Genomic DNA, 17582 nt, shown 5'->3' with positions numbered 1-17582 from the left:
GAACTGCGTATGACACGCTTACTCAAGACAATCTTGCCCATCATCCTCTGCGCCCTCTTCGGGTTATCGTTCGCTTCACCCACGCAGGCTGTCGCCAGTCTGCCGATCGTTCTTCCCGCGCTGACATGCGATGCGCTAAGCGCTACCGACTTCAGCGCGGCCGTTGGCGCAAAGGTCACTATCAATCACACTGAAATGCAGACCTCCGCGCAGGGAAGCTGGTGCAAGGTGAGCGCCACTATCGCCCCTGAGATTGGCGTGCAGATTGCCCTGCCGACTCAACGCTGGAGTCAACGTTTTTTGCAGGTCGGCTGTGGCGGACTGTGCGGGAGTATTAACCTGAGTCTGTCGAATGCCAGCGGCTGCCTGCCGGCAATGAACGGCGAGTTTGTGGTGGCAGCAACCGATATGGGGCACCATGGCAGTATGATGGATGCGTCATGGGCCGAAGATCCGCAAAAGCGCATCGATTTTGCCTGGCGCGCCAACCACCTGACCGCCGTGCTGGCCAAAGCGGTGATGCAGACGCTTTACCGCCAGCCGCCAAAGTATGCCTACTTTATGGGCTGCTCAGACGGCGGTCGCGAAGCATTGATGGAAGCGCAGCGCTTTCCGCAGGATTTTGACGGTATCAGCGCTGGCGCGCCAGCGGCCTTTTTCCAGTTTCAGAACTCCTTCTTCCACGGCTGGAATGTGGCCGCCAATCAGCGCCCGGACGGTACCGCTATCCTGCTGAAAAATCGCCTTCCTCTGATTCACCAGGCCGTGCTGGCTCACTGCCCGACGCTTTCCGGCGTGCAGGATGGTGTCCTGCAAAATCCGTATGCCTGTCAGTTCTCTGAGTCATGGCTCCCCCGCTGTCCTGCCGATGCTCGGGACCGTTCTACCTGCCTGACGCAGGAAGAGATCGAGGTGGTGAAAAAGCTCTACCGCGGCGCTTACGACAGCCACGGCGCCCAGTTCGTCGCGGGCGGTCTGCCGCTGGGTTCCGAGCTACGCTGGCCGGTGCCCGAGACGCCGACCGGCCACTCAATGTCGGAAATGATGGTACTACCGGCTCTGCAATCCGTGCTCCTGCCAGGAGAAAAACAGAAGATCCAATCGATGCGGGATTTCCCGCTTAACCAGCAGAATTTTGACGCCGTCGCCCAACTGGCGCCGCTCTATAACGCGGCAAATACCAATCTTCATGCCTATCAACAGCGCGGCGGCAAGCTTATCCTCTGGCACGGTCTGGCCGATGACTCCGTCAGCCCGGCCTTTTCTATCGCCTATTATCGCGGCGTAGAAGCAGAGATGGGCCATGCCGCAACGGATACCTTCCTGCGGTTATTCCTGCTGCCTGGGGTAGCCCATTGCGGTAATGGCGAAGGTTACGATCAAATTGATCTCCTTACCCCGCTGATGCGCTGGACCGAGGAAGGCATCGCGCCGCAGGAGATCATGGCCGGCAAACGGGCAACAGCCGCTGCCGACCTGCCGCCGATGACAGAAAAACCAGATGCGCAAACGCAGTTTCACGGCGTGCAGAAAGTCAGTCAGCCTTACGCTGACGCCGCTCCAGCGGTTATCGCGACTCGTCCGGTGTATCCCTTCCCGGCCATTGCCCGTTATAACGGGCGCGGCGACGTGAATGACGGCGAAAATTATCATGCAGAGCAAACAACCGCCTTTGGTCATCTGCAGCTGGCAAAACCCGCCAGCGACTATATTGGCCCTGATAATCAAAAAAATTATCAGGTTCGCCACGGCACACTCACTGTTCAATAAACCCCAGGGCTCCTCACTGAGGAGCCCTGCGTTATGGGATTGGCCGCAATTATGCGTAGCAAAACGCTCCAGCAATCGGTATTAAGCGACCTGCTCTTGTGGATCGATAATAATCTGGATAAGAAACTGACCGTCGACGATCTGAGCGATATCTCTGGTTATTCCCCCTGGCATTTGTTTCGGCTCTTCCGTCATTATTTTGATCGTTCGCCAATGGAATATATCCGCCAGCAGCGCATGTCGCTGTGTCGCCGTTTATTACTGACAACGCCTGGTTACCGAATCGTCGATATTTGTATGATGGTCGGTTATGACGATCTCAGTGCGTTTAATCGTACCTTCAAAAAATATCATGCGCTCACGCCCACTCAGTATCGCTATCAGATCACGCGGCAAAAATAAGGAGGTCCCCCTCCTCCGCATCGCTGCGGTTGGGAATGGAAGGGGGACAGGGGATATTACAGAAGGGAAATAGCAGGATGCTATTATCGAACCCGGTCGGGATCAACGACCTTGCGCGACGGAAATCAGTATAAAAGGATATGTTGAGCTAATAATGTAGAGGGCGTGAAGATTTTGTCACGATTTATAACCGCCACCTCCGCTCTCATCTGAAATAAAAAAACCGGGTCGCGTTGCACCCGGTTTACTCCTCATCAGGATCATCAGAAATGAGTATTAACGCTCATAAAGAAGGTCCGCCCCGACTCGTTATAGGTCTCGGCACCCGCGCCATACAGATAAGCTCCCGTCGTCGCGTTGCCGGTCGTTTGCGCATTCCCTGCCCGGTAGTGGCGGATATCAAACAGGTTATCTATCCCGCTGGTGAAGCTCAGATTTTTGTTCACATCCCAGGTCGCACTGAGGCCGACAATGCTGTATGGGCTGACTTCGTTTAGTTCGCTGCCGCTGACCGCCTCGCCCTTATAATTGAAGCGTTTTGGTTTCTGTCGACCATACCAGGTAAAGGTGCTCTGCAGGGAGAGATCTTCACGAACCTGCCAGCTTAGGGTCGAGTTCAGGGTAAACTGCGGGATCACTGACAGCCGGTCGCCGGTCGTCTTATTCTTGCTCTGCAGCATCCAGGTCAGGTTATTGCTCCAGTTAACCGCCTCCCCCACCGGCAGATTCAGCGTTCCTTCCAGGCCTTCCACTAACGCCTTTGGTACGTTTTCCCACTGATAGATATTGGTGGTGCCGTTGCTGGCGGTACCCACCGCCGCATACCCTGACTCAATCTTATTGTGATAGTCGTTACGGAACCAGGTGATCCCCGCCTGATAGCCATCATGCTTGTACTCAAGACCAATCTCTTTATTAACGCTGGTCTCCGCTTTCAGATCGCTATTCCCCATCAGATAGCAGGCGGAACTACTGGCGTAACAGCCTTGACCGTTGCTGTAGAGAATATAGTTCGGGTTCAACTGGTAGAGGTTAGGCGCCTTGTAAGCGCGGGCAATGCCCAGCTTCAGCGTCCAGTCGTCCGTCAGCTCCTGAGACAGGTTCAGTGAGGGGCTCCAGTTATTGCCGACGATGCTGTGGTGATCGAAGCGCAGAGCGGGTGTCAGCATGATGCTGTCCGTTAGCGCCATATTATCTTCGGTAAACAGCGAGAAGATCTCGGCGCTGGAGTACGGGCTACGACCGGTAGCCGATACGCCATCGATAGTGCCGTAAGAGAGCGCCTGGGTTGTCGATACGCCATCTTTCATCCGCTGCTGATTCCATTCTGTCCCCAGCGTCAGATTCTGATCGACCCCCAGCGTAAACGGAATATTCACTTCACTATGTAGCAGGACATCGGCCAGATCGATATCTGAAAACTCGCTACTGGAGAAGATCCCTTCCGTACCGCCCGCCAGCCCTTCATCCATTCGCGAGTTACGGGTGTGTTCGTACTGGGCATAGCTGTTGCTGGTCACGCCATTATCCCAGCCGCCGGTCCATGTTACGCCGTAAGTTTGCCGGTAGAGACGGTTGGTCTCTTTCCCGTACATACTCTTCACCAGCGTACTGGTATTGGTGTTTTGTGTGTCGCCGGCATAGAGATTACCCTGGCGGCTGTAACCGGCCTCAAACTCCAGGGCCTGCATCGGGGCAAACTCCCAGCGCAGCTTACTGTGAATATCTTTGTTCACCACCCCTTCACGTCCGGCGGGATAAGAACCGGCGTAGGAACCGGTACGTTCCGCTTCATGCCCGGCGTTAATATCCTGCGCATCGGCCTGGGTTTTACTCAGATTACCCCAGAGATTGAAGCTGACACTGTCCGACAGCGGACCATTGAGGCTAAAGTTAGTACGTTTCGTCGCCCCTTCTTTACGGTGCTGCGGAGCGTTCATATAGGTATTCCACGACCCGTGCCATTCTGGTGTGGTCGGTTTGGTCACGATGTTGACGACCCCACCCATCGCGCCATTACCATAGCGCGCCGCCGCCGGGCCGCGGATCACATCGATATGATCGATCATCTCCGCTGGCACCCAACTGGTATCGCCGCGGGAGTCACGATCGCCGCGCCAGCCATACCGCACCGAGTTACGGCTGGTCACCGGTTTACCATCGACCAGCACCAACGTATTCTCGGGCCCCATGCCACGGATATCAATTTGCCGGTTGTTGCCGCGCTGCCCGCTGGTAGAGTTGCCGGTCAGGTTTACCCCGGGCTGCGTACGAATTAACTCCGACACATCGCGGGCGGGGGGATGTTTGCGGATCTCTTCTGCGGTGATGGTCGACACGCCCGGCGCCTGCAGGTTCTGCCTGGCGGCGGTTATGACCATCGTCTCCTCGTGATTTTCGGCAGTGGCGGCGCTCTCGTCAGGCGTCGATTGTTCGGTCATGTTCTCTGCCGCCTGCAGCGGCACGCTACAGGCGAGCAAAGGAATGACGATCCCCAGCGGGAAGTGAGACGTGTATTTCATAGAATATGCCCTGTTTTCTGTTGCTGTCGGGCATAACGCCTTCCCCAATTGAAAAAACAATGGGATAAAATACTTGCCTCAGCGCCTCGCCAGATTTTGGCGCAGGTCAGCGCCTTCCCGGCATTAATGGGAATAAAAAAACAGCGTGAGACATAATAAAATTAAGTGCCCTGTTTCATCATTAGAGAAAAAGCGCTGCGCGCTATTCTTTGATAGCGTAATCCAGACAGCGTGTCATTAGAGTAATGTGCCGTGTTACGGTAATAAAAATGAGATTCATTATCAAGATGATAATAATCAATATCGGAGAAAAATAAAATAAACACTAACAATCAAAAGGTTACAACAAAACAGATGGGGAGAAATAAAATAAAAACATCATCATTATTTTCTATTTATCATTAAAAACACACATTTTCGCCATATTATCTCCATAGTTAAATTAAAGATAAAAAACATTAATAGTAAGCGATAAAATGGGAGAAAACTATTTGTCGGCATTGTTATGTTTTTTACGCCCTTGTCGTTCCCAGCTAACGGCGGCCGTTCTGCTAAAATAATCACATCCCCTGCGGAGTATTCCTCCATGAACGCCTACTCGCTATCACGTCTGTTTATCGCCTGGCTCACCTGCCTCGCGACACTGTTATTCGCTCCTCTGCTGCCGGCAGTAGAGGCGGAAAAAGCGCCGCCGGCAGCAGCCGAAGACAACACGCTATCGATTCATATCGACGATATGCTACGGCCATGGAGAGGCGATTTGCCTGGCATGATCGACCGTCGTACCATTCGGGTATTAACCACCTACAGCAAGACCTTCTTTTTTATTGATAAAGGCACCCAGCGCGGGGCGACGCACGACATTTTTATCGCGCTGGAAAACGATCTGAATAAACAGCTAGCGAAGGATAAAAAGCTCAAACAGCGCCACCTGAAGCTGCATATCGTTTTTGTGCCGGTCAGTCGGGACAATCTCTTTATCGCGCTTAATGAAGGTAAAGGCGATATTGCGGCTGCCAATCTGACTATCACGCCCTCGCGGGAAGCACAGGTCGATTTCGCCCAGCCGCTCTACAGCAACGTGAAAGAATTACTGATCTCCGGCCCGGCTTCACCGAAGGTCGACAGCCTGGAGCAACTCTCTGGTCAAACCGTCTTTGTTCGCCGCTCCTCCAGCTATTACGACAGCCTGCAAGCGCTGAACGCCCGATTTGCCGGTGAGTCGCGCCCACCGGTGATACTGGAGGCGGCGCCGGAAGCGCTGGAGGATGAAGATCTGCTGGAAATGCTCAACGCCGGGCTGATTCCGCTGATCGTCGTCGATCAGCATAAAGCGTTGTTCTGGAAACAGGTGTTTCCAAAAATTCAGGTCCATGACAATGTGGTGCTGCGCGACGGCGGCGACATTGCCTGGGCGGTACGCAAAGGCAGCCCGCAGCTGCTGACGGTACTGAACAACTTCGTCAAAAAGAATCGTCAGGGCACCACGCTGGGCAATACTCTCCTGCTGCGTTACCTGAAAAATGCTAAATATGTCAAAAATGCCGCGGCGAGTAAGGAACGACGCAAATTCCTCGCGATGGTAGATGTCTTCCGCAAGTACGGCGATCGTTACGACGTCGACTGGCTGCTGATGGCGGCCCAGGGATACCAGGAGTCGCGGCTGAATCAGTCGGTACGGAGCCACGTCGGCGCCATCGGCGTTATGCAGGTGATGCCCAGCACTGGAAAAGAGCTGAAGGTGGGCGATATTAAACAGCTGGATCCCAATATCCATGCCGGCGTGAAATACATGCGCTGGATGATGGATCGGTACTATGCCGATGAGCCCATGACCCGGCTCGATAAAGCGCTGTTTACCTTTGCCTCCTATAACGCGGGTCCGGCGCGTATCGCCCGCCTGCGCACCATGACTAAACAGCGAGGATTTGACCCGAACGTCTGGTTCGGTAACGTCGAAAATATGGCGGCAGAAAAAATTGGCGCCGAGACGGTAACCTACGTCAGCAATATCTATAAGTATTACATCGCCTATCGGCTGATCGTCGATGACATGGCCCGCAAACAGAAAGCGACGGCCGTACCGCGGCAGGAGCCGGTGGCGCAGCCAGCCAAACCGCAGCCCAGCGTGGCGACAGCCGCCACCGCTCAGGTGCCCGTCATCTGAATCGCTCGTTACCGTAGGTCAAATTCCATCCTGAAATGACGGTGCAGGAATAACAAAGAAAAAGCCCCGGCGAAACCGGGGCTTTCTGTTTTCGACTGCGCAGACAGTGCGCCTAAGGCAAGCCTTAGAACGGGATGTCGTCGTCGAAGTCCATCGGCGGTTCGTTGGAAGGCGCTGCCGGGGCCTGCTGCTGCGGACGGGACTGCGCGCCGCCGCTGAACTGGTTGCCGCCCTGCGGCTGCTGCGGCTGACCCCAACCGCCCTGCTGCTGGCCGCCACCTGCCGGTGCGCCGCCGCCCTGACGGCCGCCCAGCATCTGCATGGTGCCGCCCACGTTCACCACCACTTCGGTGGTGTATTTGTCCTGACCGGATTGATCGGTCCACTTGCGGGTACGCAGCTGGCCTTCAATGTACACCTGAGAGCCTTTACGCAGATACTCACCAGCGACTTCCGCCAGTTTGCCGAACAGCACAACGCGGTGCCACTCGGTCTGCTCTTTCATTTCGCCGGTCTGCTTGTCACGCCAGGATTCGGAAGTTGCCAGCGTGAAGTTGGCGACAGCGCCGCCACTTGGCATGTAGCGTACTTCCGGGTCCTGCCCCAGATTACCGACGAGAATCACCTTGTTTACGCCTCTGCTGGCCATGTTCGTGTCTCCTGAATACGTTTCTTAATAGTGTAAACGCGCGAGTGTACCATTTCCACGTAGCATTTTAATAGCTGCGAGGCTGATTCCAGAGATAGTACCCGGCTACGACATTGTTGCACACTCGACCCGAATTTGCATTCCGACACTGTATATTCATTCAGGTTAAATTGTGTCATAATTAGCCGTTTCTGCCGTTTGTCCTTTAAGCAAACCAGGCAATCCGTGTATCTACCTACCGGGAAAGGTGAATGGATAAGATCGAAGTTCGGGGCGCCCGCACCCATAATCTCAAAAACATCAACCTCGTTATCCCGCGCGACAAACTCATTGTCGTCACCGGGCTTTCCGGGTCTGGCAAATCTTCACTCGCTTTCGACACCCTGTATGCCGAAGGCCAGCGTCGCTACGTCGAATCGCTCTCCGCCTATGCGCGACAGTTCCTGTCGCTGATGGAGAAGCCGGACGTCGACCATATCGAAGGGCTGTCGCCGGCGATTTCCATCGAACAGAAATCAACCTCTCACAACCCCCGCTCGACGGTGGGTACTATTACCGAAATTCACGACTATCTGCGTCTGCTGTACGCCCGCGTCGGCGAACCGCGCTGTCCGGATCACGACGTGCTGCTGGCGGCGCAAACCGTCAGTCAGATGGTCGATAATGTCCTCGCCCAGCCGGAAGGCCTGCGCCTGATGCTGCTGGCGCCCATTATTAAAGAGCGCAAAGGCGAGCACACTAAAACCCTGGAAAACCTCGCCAGTCAGGGCTACATCCGCGCGCGGATCGACGGCGAGGTCTGCGATCTGTCGGATCCGCCGAAGCTGGAGCTGCAGAAGAAGCACACCATTGAGGTAGTCATCGACCGCTTCAAGGTGCGCGACGATCTGGCGCAGCGCCTGGCCGAGTCGTTTGAAACCGCGCTGGAGCTCTCCGGCGGGACCGCCATTGTGGCTAATATGGATGATGAGAAAGCGGAAGAACTGCTGTTTTCCGCCAACTTCGCCTGCCCGATCTGCGGCTACAGCATGCGCGAGCTGGAGCCGCGTCTGTTCTCCTTTAACAACCCGGCGGGCGCCTGCCCGACCTGCGACGGCCTCGGCGTGCAGCAATATTTCGATCCCGATCGCGTGGTGCAAAATCCCGAGCTGTCGCTGGCGGGCGGCGCCATCCGCGGCTGGGATCGGCGTAACTTCTACTACTTCCAGATGCTGAAGTCGCTGGCGGAGCACTATAAATTCGACGTCGAAGCGCCATGGGGCACCCTCAGCGCCAACGTGCAGAAAGTGGTGCTGTACGGTTCAGGTAAAGAAAGTATTGAATTCAAATACATGAACGACCGCGGCGATACCTCGGTGCGCCGCCATCCGTTCGAAGGCGTGCTGCATAACATGGAGCGCCGTTACAAAGAGACGGAATCCAGCGCGGTGCGCGAAGAGCTGGCGAAGTTCATCAGCAACCGTCCGTGCGCCAGCTGCGACGGCACGCGTCTGCGTCGCGAGGCGCGCCACGTGTTTGTGGAAAACACCCCGCTGCCGACCATCTCCGATATGAGCATCGGCCATGCGATGGATTTCTTCAACAATCTGAAGCTCTCCGGCCAGCGGGCGAAAATCGCCGAAAAAGTGCTGAAAGAGATTGGCGATCGTCTGAAATTCCTCGTCAACGTCGGCCTCAACTACCTGACGCTCTCCCGCTCGGCGGAAACGCTCTCCGGCGGCGAAGCCCAGCGTATCCGTCTGGCAAGCCAGATTGGCGCCGGGCTGGTTGGCGTGATGTACGTGCTGGATGAACCCTCTATCGGCCTGCACCAGCGCGATAACGAACGCCTGCTCGGCACCCTGATCCACCTGCGTAATTTAGGCAACACGGTGATCGTCGTTGAGCACGACGAAGACGCCATTCGCGCCGCCGACCATGTGATCGATATCGGTCCCGGCGCTGGCGTTCATGGCGGCCAGGTAGTAGCGGAAGGGCCGCTGGAGGCCATTATGGCGGTACCGGAATCCCTGACCGGCCAGTTCATGAGCGGTAAACGCAAAATTGAAGTGCCGAAACAGCGCGTGCCCGCCAACCCGGAAAAAGTCCTCAAGCTGACCGGCGCGCGCGGCAACAACCTGAAGGATGTAACGCTGACCCTGCCAGTGGGCCTGTTTACCTGCATCACCGGCGTCTCCGGCTCGGGTAAATCCACGCTGATCAACGATACCCTGTTCCCGATTGCCCAGCGCCAGCTCAACGGCGCGACCATCGCCGAACCAGCGCCGTATCGCGATATCCAGGGGCTGGAACATTTCGATAAAGTGATCGATATCGACCAGAGCCCGATCGGCCGGACGCCGCGCTCCAACCCGGCAACCTATACCGGGGTGTTTACCCCGGTGCGCGAGCTGTTCGCCGGCGTACCGGAGTCTCGCTCACGCGGCTATACGCCGGGGCGCTTTAGCTTTAACGTTCGCGGTGGGCGCTGCGAAGCCTGCCAGGGCGATGGAGTGATCAAGGTCGAAATGCACTTCCTGCCGGATATCTACGTGCCGTGCGACCAGTGCAAAGGCAAACGCTATAACCGCGAAACGCTGGAGATTAAGTACAAGGGTAAGACCATCCACGAAGTGCTGGATATGACCATTGAAGAGGCGCGTGAATTCTTTGATGCCGTACCGGCGCTGGCGCGTAAGCTGCAAACCCTGATGGACGTCGGCCTGACCTATATCCGCCTTGGCCAGTCGGCGACGACTCTGTCCGGCGGCGAGGCGCAGCGCGTGAAGCTGGCGCGCGAGCTGTCCAAGCGCGGTACCGGCCAGACGCTGTATATCCTCGATGAGCCGACCACCGGTCTGCACTTCGCCGATATCCAGCAGTTGCTGGAAGTGCTGCACCAGCTGCGCGATCAGGGCAATACCATCGTGGTGATTGAGCACAACCTCGATGTGATTAAAACTGCCGACTGGATTGTCGATCTCGGCCCGGAAGGCGGCAGCGGCGGCGGCGAAATCCTGGTCTCCGGTACGCCGGAAACCGTCGCCGAGTGCGAAGCCTCGCACACCGCGCGCTTCCTCAAGCCCATGCTGAAATAATTAGCGGGTAAGCTGCTGCCGGACCGGCTCCGGCAGCATTTTCACCGCCTGCTGATAAGACGCATCGACCAGGTAGTAGATTTGCGAATCCGGCAGCGAGCCATCCAGATAGACGGTGCTCCAGTGCGCTTTATTGAGATGCTGGCTGGGCCGGACATCGCGATGCTGCTGACGCAGCAGCTCAGCCAGCTCCGGACTCGCCTTCAGCGCGACCGCCGGCCGCTGGTCCTCAACCTCCTTCACCATGGCAAACAGCACGTCTGAGACCTTAATCTGCGTGGCTTTCCAGTCGCTGTGGACGCTCTGCTCTGCTCCCGGTTTCGCCATGCAGTACTGTAATAACTCCGAAATTGTCATCTTTTATTCCCCCATGAGCGTCGCAACGATGCGCCGCGAACCGCCGTGTATCCGATGCTCCCCCAGCCAGATGCCCTGCCAGGTTCCCAGCCTGACGCGCCCGTCCTCGACCGGCAGCATTAGCGACACGCCAAGCATCGATGATTTGATGTGCGACGGCATATCGTCAGGGCCTTCATAGTCATGTTCATACGGCGCATTGTCCGGTACGGCGTTGAGAAAATACTGCTCCATGTCATAGCGGACGGTGGGATCGCAGTTTTCGTTGAGCGTCAGGGAAGCGGAAGTATGCTGGAGCAGGAGGTGCAGCAGGCCAACCTTCACCCCGGACAGCCCGCGGATCTGGCCAAGGATTTCGTCGGTGACCAGATGAAAACCGCGGGATTTTGGCCCAAGCGTCAGGGTTTGCTGATACCACATCATTGACTCCTTTTGCGAATGAATCCTTCTAAGTGTGCAGCAATACGTGAAAAGGTAAAACCTTCCACCCCTGATTTTGCATAAAAAAACGGCAGCGCCGTCGCTGCCGTTTATCGCGTTCAGGCGGTCATCAGTATTCGGAATTGACGATTACTTCCTCGCCCAGCGCGCCAGCCATCGGCAACGGCTTATAGGAGGAGTTGGCGGCCCGCAGCACGCGGATGCCACGGGCGCCCGCTTCGCGGGCGGCGGTGATATCGTTATCCGAATCGCCGTAGAAAACCTTTATCTGCTTCGCCTGCAGCCACTGGGTCTTGGTGTTTTGGCCAGGCTTATCGCCAGCGAAAATCACCGGATTCATATTGGCGGCCGGGATGAGAAAATCATCCTGCAGGGTTTTAGAAACGGTTTCGGTTTTGGTCTGGCTGCGGCCGGTGACGAACCAGATGCTGTCCCCGCGCTTCACATGCATCGCAATCAGCTGGCGCGCCACCTCTTTCGGCATGCTGAATTCATCCCAGCCATTGTTCATTTTTTCCCAGAACTGCGGGTTTTTCAGGTAATCCTCGCTGCCGGGAGAGAAGGTTTTTTGCCCGCGCCAGAAACCCGGACTGGAGAAGAGGACGGTGTCATCGATATCAAAGCCGACGGCCATCGGCGGCCGCCCCAGCAGGCTGTTCTCAATTTGCGCCACCGAAACCCAGTGGATCGGCGCCTGCTCGGCCAGCTGGGCCACGTTGGTGCCGACCCACAGCGGCTGCGGCGTGGAGGCGCGCGCCACAACGGCGCTGTTCAGCGTGAACAGGAGAGAAGCCGCCGCAAGGGCGAGAGTAAGTTTGCGCATATTTATCCCTAAATCTATCAATCATTATTGTTTTCAATAATGTGCATGCTTATCAACGTCCCGACCTTACCCGCCGGCGGCATGGATGAAAAGCCTTTTTCGCGCAGATGTCATAGAAAAAGAGGATGATCACATCCGAGGGGGTTGCCCCTGCCCGTTGACCGGCAGAGACAACCTGCTGGAGAGCGGCTTACATTACCGCGGCAAAAGCTTTCGCTACCTGCTGAACATTACGTGAGTTTAACCCCGCCACGCACATGCGTCCGCTGGCAATCAGGTAGACGCCAAACTCATCGCGCAGACGATCCACCTGCGCCGCGCTGAATCCGGTATAGCTGAACATCCCGCGCTGCTTGAGCAGGTAATCCACTTTGCTGCCAGGGGCAACCTGCTGCAGCGCGTCGACCAGCGCCTGGCGCATGGTCAGGATGTGCGCGCGCATGGCGTCCACTTCCGCCTGCCACGTGGCTTTCAGCCCGGCATCGTTCAGCACCGTCGCCACCACCTGCGCGCCAAAGCTCGGCGGGCTGGAGTAGTTGCGGCGCACGGTGGCCTTCAGCTGCCCCAGCACGCGGCCCGCGGTTTCGCTGTCTTCAGAGACCACGGACAGACCGCCGACGCGCTCCCCGTACAGCGAGAAAATTTTGGAGAACGAGTTGCTGACCAGCATCGGCATCCCGGCGCTGGCGATGGCGCGAATAGCGTAGGCATCCTCTTCCAGCCCCCCGCCAAAGCCCTGGTAGGCGATGTCGAGGAAGGGGATCAGCTGACGCGCTTTTAATACCTCAACCACGCGGTCCCACTGGGCTGGCGTCAGGTCGGCGCCGGTCGGGTTGTGGCAGCAAGGGTGCAGCAGCACAATATCGCGGGCCGGCAGCGTTTGCAGCGTCGCCAGCAGGTCCTCAAAGCGCACGCCGTTGGTGGCTTTATCAAACCAGGGGTAAGCACTTACTTCGAAGCCAGCCCCTTCAAAAATGGCGATGTGGTTTTCCCAGGTCGGATCGCTGACCCAGACATGAGACTCAGGAAAGTAACGTTTGAGGAAGTCGGCCCCGACCTTCAGCGCGCCCGAACCGCCGACCGTCTGAATAGAGGCAATGCGATTTTGCTTAAGCGCGGTATGCTCTGCGCCAAACAGCAGCGGCGCAATCGCCTGACGGTAGCCGCTCAACCCTTCCATTGGCAGATACAGCGAGGCGCCATGCGGCTCGGCGTTCAGGCGTGCTTCCGCTTCCGCCACCGCCTGCAGCTGCGGGATAATGCCGTCATCGTTGTAGTACAGCCCGATACTCAGGTTGACTTTGTCGCTTCGCGGGTCTTCTTTGAAGCGTTCCATCAGAGAAAGAATAGGGTCGCCGGCGTAGGCGTCAACTTTTTGAAACACGCGATGTATCTCCAGGTTTACATGGGGCAGGTTCTTACACAATAAACCGGATATGACGGCAGGTCGAGAGGATGTTGAGGGGAAAGTGACCGCGCAGCGGTATAAACCGCTTTTTTGAGCGCCGCAGGCCTGGTGCGTACCGGATCAGCCTCTGTGCTATCCGGTACGCCAGAGGCTTAGTCGAAGTATTTCATGGCGACGCGGGAGGTCAGTCGCGTAATAAGTTCGTAAGCACTCACTTTCGTTATCTCGGCGATGCGCTCTACCGGGAGCCCCTCTCCCCACAGCACTACCGCATCGCCGGCCTTATCCTGGGCCTGCGGTCCGAGGTCAACGCAGATCATATCCATCGCCACCCGGCCGACAATCGGCACTTCCCGGCCATTGACCAGCACCGGCGTGCCCGACGGTGCCGCACGCGGATAACCGTCGCCATAGCCCATCGCCACCACGCCGAGACGGGTATCGCGTTCGCTGATCCAGGTGCCGCCGTACCCGACGGGCTCCCCTGCTTTATGCTCGCGCACCGCAATCAGGCTGGACGTCAGGGTCATCACCGGCTGGCAGCCGAAATCTTTCCCGGTGGAGCGATCGTCCAGCGGCGACACGCCATACAGGATAATTCCGGGGCGCACCCAGTCGTAATGCGATTGCGGCCACAGCAGAATGCCGCCCGAGGCGGCGATAGAGCGCAGCCCCGGTTTGCCTTCGGTAAAGGTGGTGAAGATATCCAGCTGGCGTTCGGTGGCGCCGCAGGTCGGCTCATCGGCGCGCGCGAAGTGGCTCACCACGTTCACCGGCTGGCGGACGTTTTTACACTGGCTCAGACGCTGATAAAACGCCTCGGCTTCCTCCGGGCGCACCCCTAAGCGATGCATGCCGGTATCCAGCTTCATCCACACGGTCACCGGCTCGGGGAGATCGGCTTGCTCCAGCGCCGCCAGCTGTTCGGGGCTATGCACCGCCGTATGCAGGCGCTGGGCGGCGATCACCGCCAGGTCTTCCGCAGCAAAAAAGCCTTCCAGCAGGAGGATCGGCTGGGCGATGCCCCCCGCTCGCAGGCGCAGCGCCTCTTCCAGGCGGGCGACGCCAAAGGCGTCGGCGTCGGTCAGCGTTCGCGCGGTCTCGAGAAGACCGTGTCCGTAGGCGTTCGCTTTCACTACCGCAACCAGTTTGCTGGCGGGCGCCAGTTCACGCAGACGTTGCAGGTTGTGTCGCAGAGCGCGGCGGTTGATAACTACAGTTGCCGCTTGCATTTGAATTCCTTAATAAAAGAAGGCGGAAGGATTACTCATCATCATACTGAGGACCGGCATAATTATCGAAACGCGACCACTGGCCGTTAAAGGTCAGTCGCACGGTGCCGATCGGGCCGTTACGTTGTTTACCAATGATAATTTCCGCGATGCCTTTAAGATCGCTGTTCTCGTGATAGACCTCATCACGGTAAATGAACATGATTAAGTCGGCATCCTGTTCGATAGAGCCGGACTCACGCAGGTCGGAGTTGACGGGGCGCTTATCGGCGCGCTGCTCCAGCGAGCGGTTAAGCTGCGACAGCGCCACCACCGGCACCTGCAGCTCTTTCGCCAGCGCCTTCAGCGAGCGGGAGATTTCGGCAATCTCAAGGGTACGGTTGTCGGAGAGCGACGGCACGCGCATCAGCTGCAGGTAGTCGATCATAATCAGTCCGATGCCGCCGTGCTCGCGGGCGATACGCCGCGCGCGGGAGCGCACCTCCGTCGGCGTCAGGCCGGAGGAGTCATCGATATAGATATTGCGCTTTTCAAGCAGGATGCCCATGGTGCCGGAGATCCGCGCCCAGTCTTCGTCGTCCAGTTGACCGGTACGAATGCGGGTCTGATCGACGCGCGACAGCGAGGCCAGAGAACGCATCATGATCTGTTCCGAGGGCATCTCGAGACTGAAGATTAATACCGGTTTGTCCTGCAGCATCGCCGCGTTTTCCACGAGGTTCATCGCGAAGGTCGTTTTACCCATCGATGGACGGGCGGCGACGATAATCAGATCCGACGGCTGCAGGCCGGCGGTCTTTTTGTTGAGGTCGTCGTAGCCGGTATTGACCCCGGTGACGCCGTCATGGGGCTGCTGGAACAGCTGTTCGATACGGGCGACGGTGGCATCGAGGACATCGGCGATGTTCTTCGGCCCTTCGTCTTTGTTGGCCCGGCTTTCGGCGATTTTGAAAACCCGGGATTCGGCGAGGTCGAGCAGATCTTCGCTGGTTCGCCCCTGTGGGTCGAAGCCGGCTTCGGCGATCTCGTTGGCCACCGAAATCATTTCGCGCACCACCGCGCGTTCGCGCACGATGTCGGCATAGGCGCTGATGTTAGCCGCGCTGGGCGTGTTTTTGGACAGTTCGGCCAGATAGGCGAAGCCGCCCACGCTGTCCAGCTGCCCTTGACGCTCCAGCGACTCGGCGAGCGTAATCAGGTCAATCGGGCTGCCGGACTCCTGCAGGCGCGCCATCTCGGTAAAAATATGACGGTGCGGACGGGTATAAAAGTCGTCGGCAACGACGCGTTCGGCGACGTCGTCCCAGCGCTCGTTATCCAGCATTAAACCGCCCAACACCGACTGCTCCGCTTCAATCGAGTGCGGCGGGACTTTCAGCCCGGCGAGCTGCGGATCGCGTTCGCGGGTTTCTGTCTGTGGTTTGTTGAAGGGTTTATTTCCTGCCATAGCCTAACATTTCACCGATCCGGAAAAGAGCGTGACAGTATAGCGAGAAAGCCATTGCCGCTAAAGAACCCATTAAGCGTGGCAGGCCTGAGGCGGGTAAGAAAATCCGTCGCCGCCGGCGCAGGCTGTTAAGCTTACTGAATAATCTCGGAACAACACAGGAGCGAACATGGCAACACGCATCGAATTTTCGAAACACGGGGGACCGGAGGTGCTTCAGGCGGTTGAGTTCACGCCACGCGATCCCGCAGAACATGAGATTCAGGTCGAAAACAAAGCCATCGGCATCAACTATATCGACACCTATGTCCGCAGCGGCCTCTATCCGCCGCCGTCGCTGCCGAGCGGCCTGGGCACCGAGGCGGCCGGCATCGTCAGTAAAGTTGGCCATGGGGTCACGCATATTAAGGTAGGCGATCGGGTGGTGTACGCCCAGTCGGCGCTCGGCGCCTACAGCACGGTACACAATGTGCTGGCCGACAAAGCGGCGGTCCTGCCGGACGCTATCTCTTTCGAACAGGCCGCCGCGTCGTTCCTCAAAGGATTAACGGTCTGGTATCTGCTGCGCAAAACCTATGAAATTAAGCCTGATGAGATGTTCCTGTTTCACGCGGCCGCTGGCGGCGTGGGGCTGATAGCCTGTCAGTGGGCGAAAGCGCTGGGGGCGAAACTTATCGGTACCGTCGGCAGCGCGCAGAAAGCGCAGCGCGCCAAAGAGGCGGGCGCCTGGCAGGTGATTAACTATCGCGAGGAGTCTATCGTGGAGCGGCTCAAGGCGCTCACCGACGGTAAGAAAGTGGCCGTCGTCTACGACTCGGTGGGGAAAGATACCTGGGAGGCCTCTCTGGACTGCCTGCAGCGCCGCGGCCTGATGGTCAGCTTTGGTAACTCCTCCGGTCCGGTGACCGGCGTTAATCTGGGGATCCTGAATCAAAAAGGCTCCCTGTACGTCACTCGCCCATCGCTGCAGGGCTATATCACCAACCGGGAAGAACTGGAGGAAGCCTGCAGTGAATTGTTTTCGCTGATCGCCAGCGGGGTGATTAAAGTGGACGTGGCTGAAAGTCAGATCTATCCGCTGAGCGAAGCGCGGCGGGCGCATGAAGTTCTGGAGAGCCGGGTGACGCAGGGTTCGAGTTTGCTGCTGCCATAAGTTGGCAGAAGGGGCAAAAGTTTAGGGCTTCCACCTGGGAAGCCCTTACTTTTTTTTAGTTCGGCTGTATGTAGGGTACAGCGCGATGAATTCGTTAACGCGCTAATAGTGACAGATTTGCGCAGCAATGCCTA

General features: G+C 57.4%; 13 protein-coding genes. 5 read left to right on the top strand and 8 right to left on the bottom strand.

All coding sequences use genetic code 11. The annotated features are described in order from the left end of the window. Positions 1–9: 9 nt before the first annotated feature. Together BHE81_RS24295 and BHE81_RS24290 are read left to right on the top strand one after the other, a co-directional pair. Positions 10–1770, top strand: coding sequence for a tannase/feruloyl esterase family alpha/beta hydrolase (locus tag BHE81_RS24295; protein ID WP_004177843.1), 1761 nt, complete (start codon positions 10–12; stop codon positions 1768–1770). A 33-nt stretch (positions 1771–1803) separates the two neighbouring features. Beyond that, positions 1804–2172 carry a helix-turn-helix transcriptional regulator gene (locus tag BHE81_RS24290; protein ID WP_004177844.1) on the top strand — a complete coding sequence of 123 codons (369 nt, stop codon included), beginning with the start codon at positions 1804–1806 and terminating at the stop codon, positions 2170–2172. Positions 2173–2435: 263 nt separating this feature from the next. On the opposite strand, the gene BHE81_RS24285 is transcribed toward BHE81_RS24290, so the two are convergent. After that, a complete protein-coding gene (locus BHE81_RS24285; RefSeq protein ID WP_021441030.1) occupies positions 2436–4694 on the bottom strand; it encodes a TonB-dependent siderophore receptor in 2259 nt (752 codons plus the stop codon). Positions 4695–5280: 586 nt separating this feature from the next. Here BHE81_RS24285 and BHE81_RS24275 point away from each other — a divergent pair. Next, positions 5281–6861 carry a lytic transglycosylase F gene (locus tag BHE81_RS24275; protein WP_023302354.1) on the top strand — a complete coding sequence of 527 codons (1581 nt, stop codon included), beginning with the start codon at positions 5281–5283 and terminating at the stop codon, positions 6859–6861. Between the two features lie 124 nt (positions 6862–6985). Here the strand turns inward: BHE81_RS24275 and ssb1 are convergent, their stop codons facing one another. Next, positions 6986–7510, bottom strand: coding sequence for a single-stranded DNA-binding protein SSB1 (gene ssb1 / locus BHE81_RS24270; RefSeq protein ID WP_004151744.1), 525 nt, complete (start codon positions 7508–7510; stop codon positions 6986–6988). Positions 7511–7761: 251 nt separating this feature from the next. On the opposite strand from ssb1, the gene uvrA reads away from it, so the two are divergent. Further along, positions 7762–10587, top strand: a complete 2826-nt coding sequence (gene uvrA, locus BHE81_RS24265; RefSeq protein WP_149888840.1) for an excinuclease ABC subunit UvrA — start codon at positions 7762–7764, stop codon at positions 10585–10587. Here the strand turns inward: uvrA and BHE81_RS24260 are convergent, their stop codons facing one another. The 6 genes from BHE81_RS24260 to dnaB form a co-directional block, all read right to left on the bottom strand. Continuing rightward, a complete protein-coding gene (locus BHE81_RS24260; protein ID WP_002884953.1) occupies positions 10588–10944 on the bottom strand; it encodes an MmcQ/YjbR family DNA-binding protein in 357 nt (118 codons plus the stop codon). 3 nt (positions 10945–10947) lie between these two features. Continuing rightward, on the bottom strand, positions 10948–11364 hold the full coding sequence (locus tag BHE81_RS24255; RefSeq protein ID WP_002884951.1) for a secondary thiamine-phosphate synthase enzyme YjbQ: 417 nt from the start codon (positions 11362–11364) through the stop codon (positions 10948–10950). A gap of 130 nt (positions 11365–11494) precedes the next feature. After that, complete coding sequence (gene aphA / locus BHE81_RS24250; RefSeq protein WP_004151745.1) at positions 11495–12208, bottom strand: acid phosphatase AphA; 714 nt, start codon at positions 12206–12208, stop codon at positions 11495–11497. Between the two features lie 190 nt (positions 12209–12398). Further along, positions 12399–13592 carry an aromatic amino acid transaminase gene (gene tyrB, locus BHE81_RS24245; RefSeq protein ID WP_110246482.1) on the bottom strand — a complete coding sequence of 398 codons (1194 nt, stop codon included), beginning with the start codon at positions 13590–13592 and terminating at the stop codon, positions 12399–12401. 176 nt (positions 13593–13768) lie between these two features. After that, positions 13769–14848 (bottom strand): alanine racemase, encoded by a 1080-nt coding sequence (gene alr / locus BHE81_RS24240; protein WP_004214117.1) that lies wholly within the window; start codon positions 14846–14848, stop codon positions 13769–13771. A 31-nt stretch (positions 14849–14879) separates the two neighbouring features. Continuing rightward, complete coding sequence (gene dnaB / locus BHE81_RS24235) at positions 14880–16295, bottom strand: replicative DNA helicase (RefSeq protein WP_002884942.1); 1416 nt, start codon at positions 16293–16295, stop codon at positions 14880–14882. 169 nt (positions 16296–16464) lie between these two features. Here dnaB and BHE81_RS24230 point away from each other — a divergent pair, with 169 nt between their 5' ends. Next, positions 16465–17448 carry a quinone oxidoreductase gene (locus BHE81_RS24230; RefSeq protein ID WP_002884941.1) on the top strand — a complete coding sequence of 328 codons (984 nt, stop codon included), beginning with the start codon at positions 16465–16467 and terminating at the stop codon, positions 17446–17448. The last annotated feature ends 134 nt before the right edge of the window (positions 17449–17582 follow it).

This window comes from Klebsiella sp. AqSCr (genome assembly GCF_008452795.1).
In the GTDB taxonomy this organism is placed as follows: Bacteria; Pseudomonadota; Gammaproteobacteria; order Enterobacterales; family Enterobacteriaceae; genus Klebsiella; species Klebsiella pneumoniae.
This window is presented reverse-complemented; position numbering and strand designations above follow the sequence as displayed.

Coding starts and splice junctions, on each gene's coding strand:
- aphA (WP_004151745.1), bottom strand. CDS start 12,208: ATGCGCAAACTTACTCTCGCCCTTGCGGCGGCTTCTCTCCTGTTCACG.
- BHE81_RS24230 (WP_002884941.1), top strand. CDS start 16,465: ATGGCAACACGCATCGAATTTTCGAAACACGGGGGACCGGAGGTGCTT.
- BHE81_RS24255 (WP_002884951.1), bottom strand. CDS start 11,364: ATGTGGTATCAGCAAACCCTGACGCTTGGGCCAAAATCCCGCGGTTTT.
- BHE81_RS24295 (WP_004177843.1), top strand. CDS start 10: ATGACACGCTTACTCAAGACAATCTTGCCCATCATCCTCTGCGCCCTC.
- BHE81_RS24260 (WP_002884953.1), bottom strand. CDS start 10,944: ATGACAATTTCGGAGTTATTACAGTACTGCATGGCGAAACCGGGAGCA.
- dnaB (WP_002884942.1), bottom strand. CDS start 16,295: ATGGCAGGAAATAAACCCTTCAACAAACCACAGACAGAAACCCGCGAA.
- alr (WP_004214117.1), bottom strand. CDS start 14,848: ATGCAAGCGGCAACTGTAGTTATCAACCGCCGCGCTCTGCGACACAAC.
- uvrA (WP_149888840.1), top strand. CDS start 7,762: ATGGATAAGATCGAAGTTCGGGGCGCCCGCACCCATAATCTCAAAAAC.
- BHE81_RS24290 (WP_004177844.1), top strand. CDS start 1,804: ATGGGATTGGCCGCAATTATGCGTAGCAAAACGCTCCAGCAATCGGTA.
- BHE81_RS24275 (WP_023302354.1), top strand. CDS start 5,281: ATGAACGCCTACTCGCTATCACGTCTGTTTATCGCCTGGCTCACCTGC.
- BHE81_RS24285 (WP_021441030.1), bottom strand. CDS start 4,694: ATGAAATACACGTCTCACTTCCCGCTGGGGATCGTCATTCCTTTGCTC.
- ssb1 (WP_004151744.1), bottom strand. CDS start 7,510: ATGGCCAGCAGAGGCGTAAACAAGGTGATTCTCGTCGGTAATCTGGGG.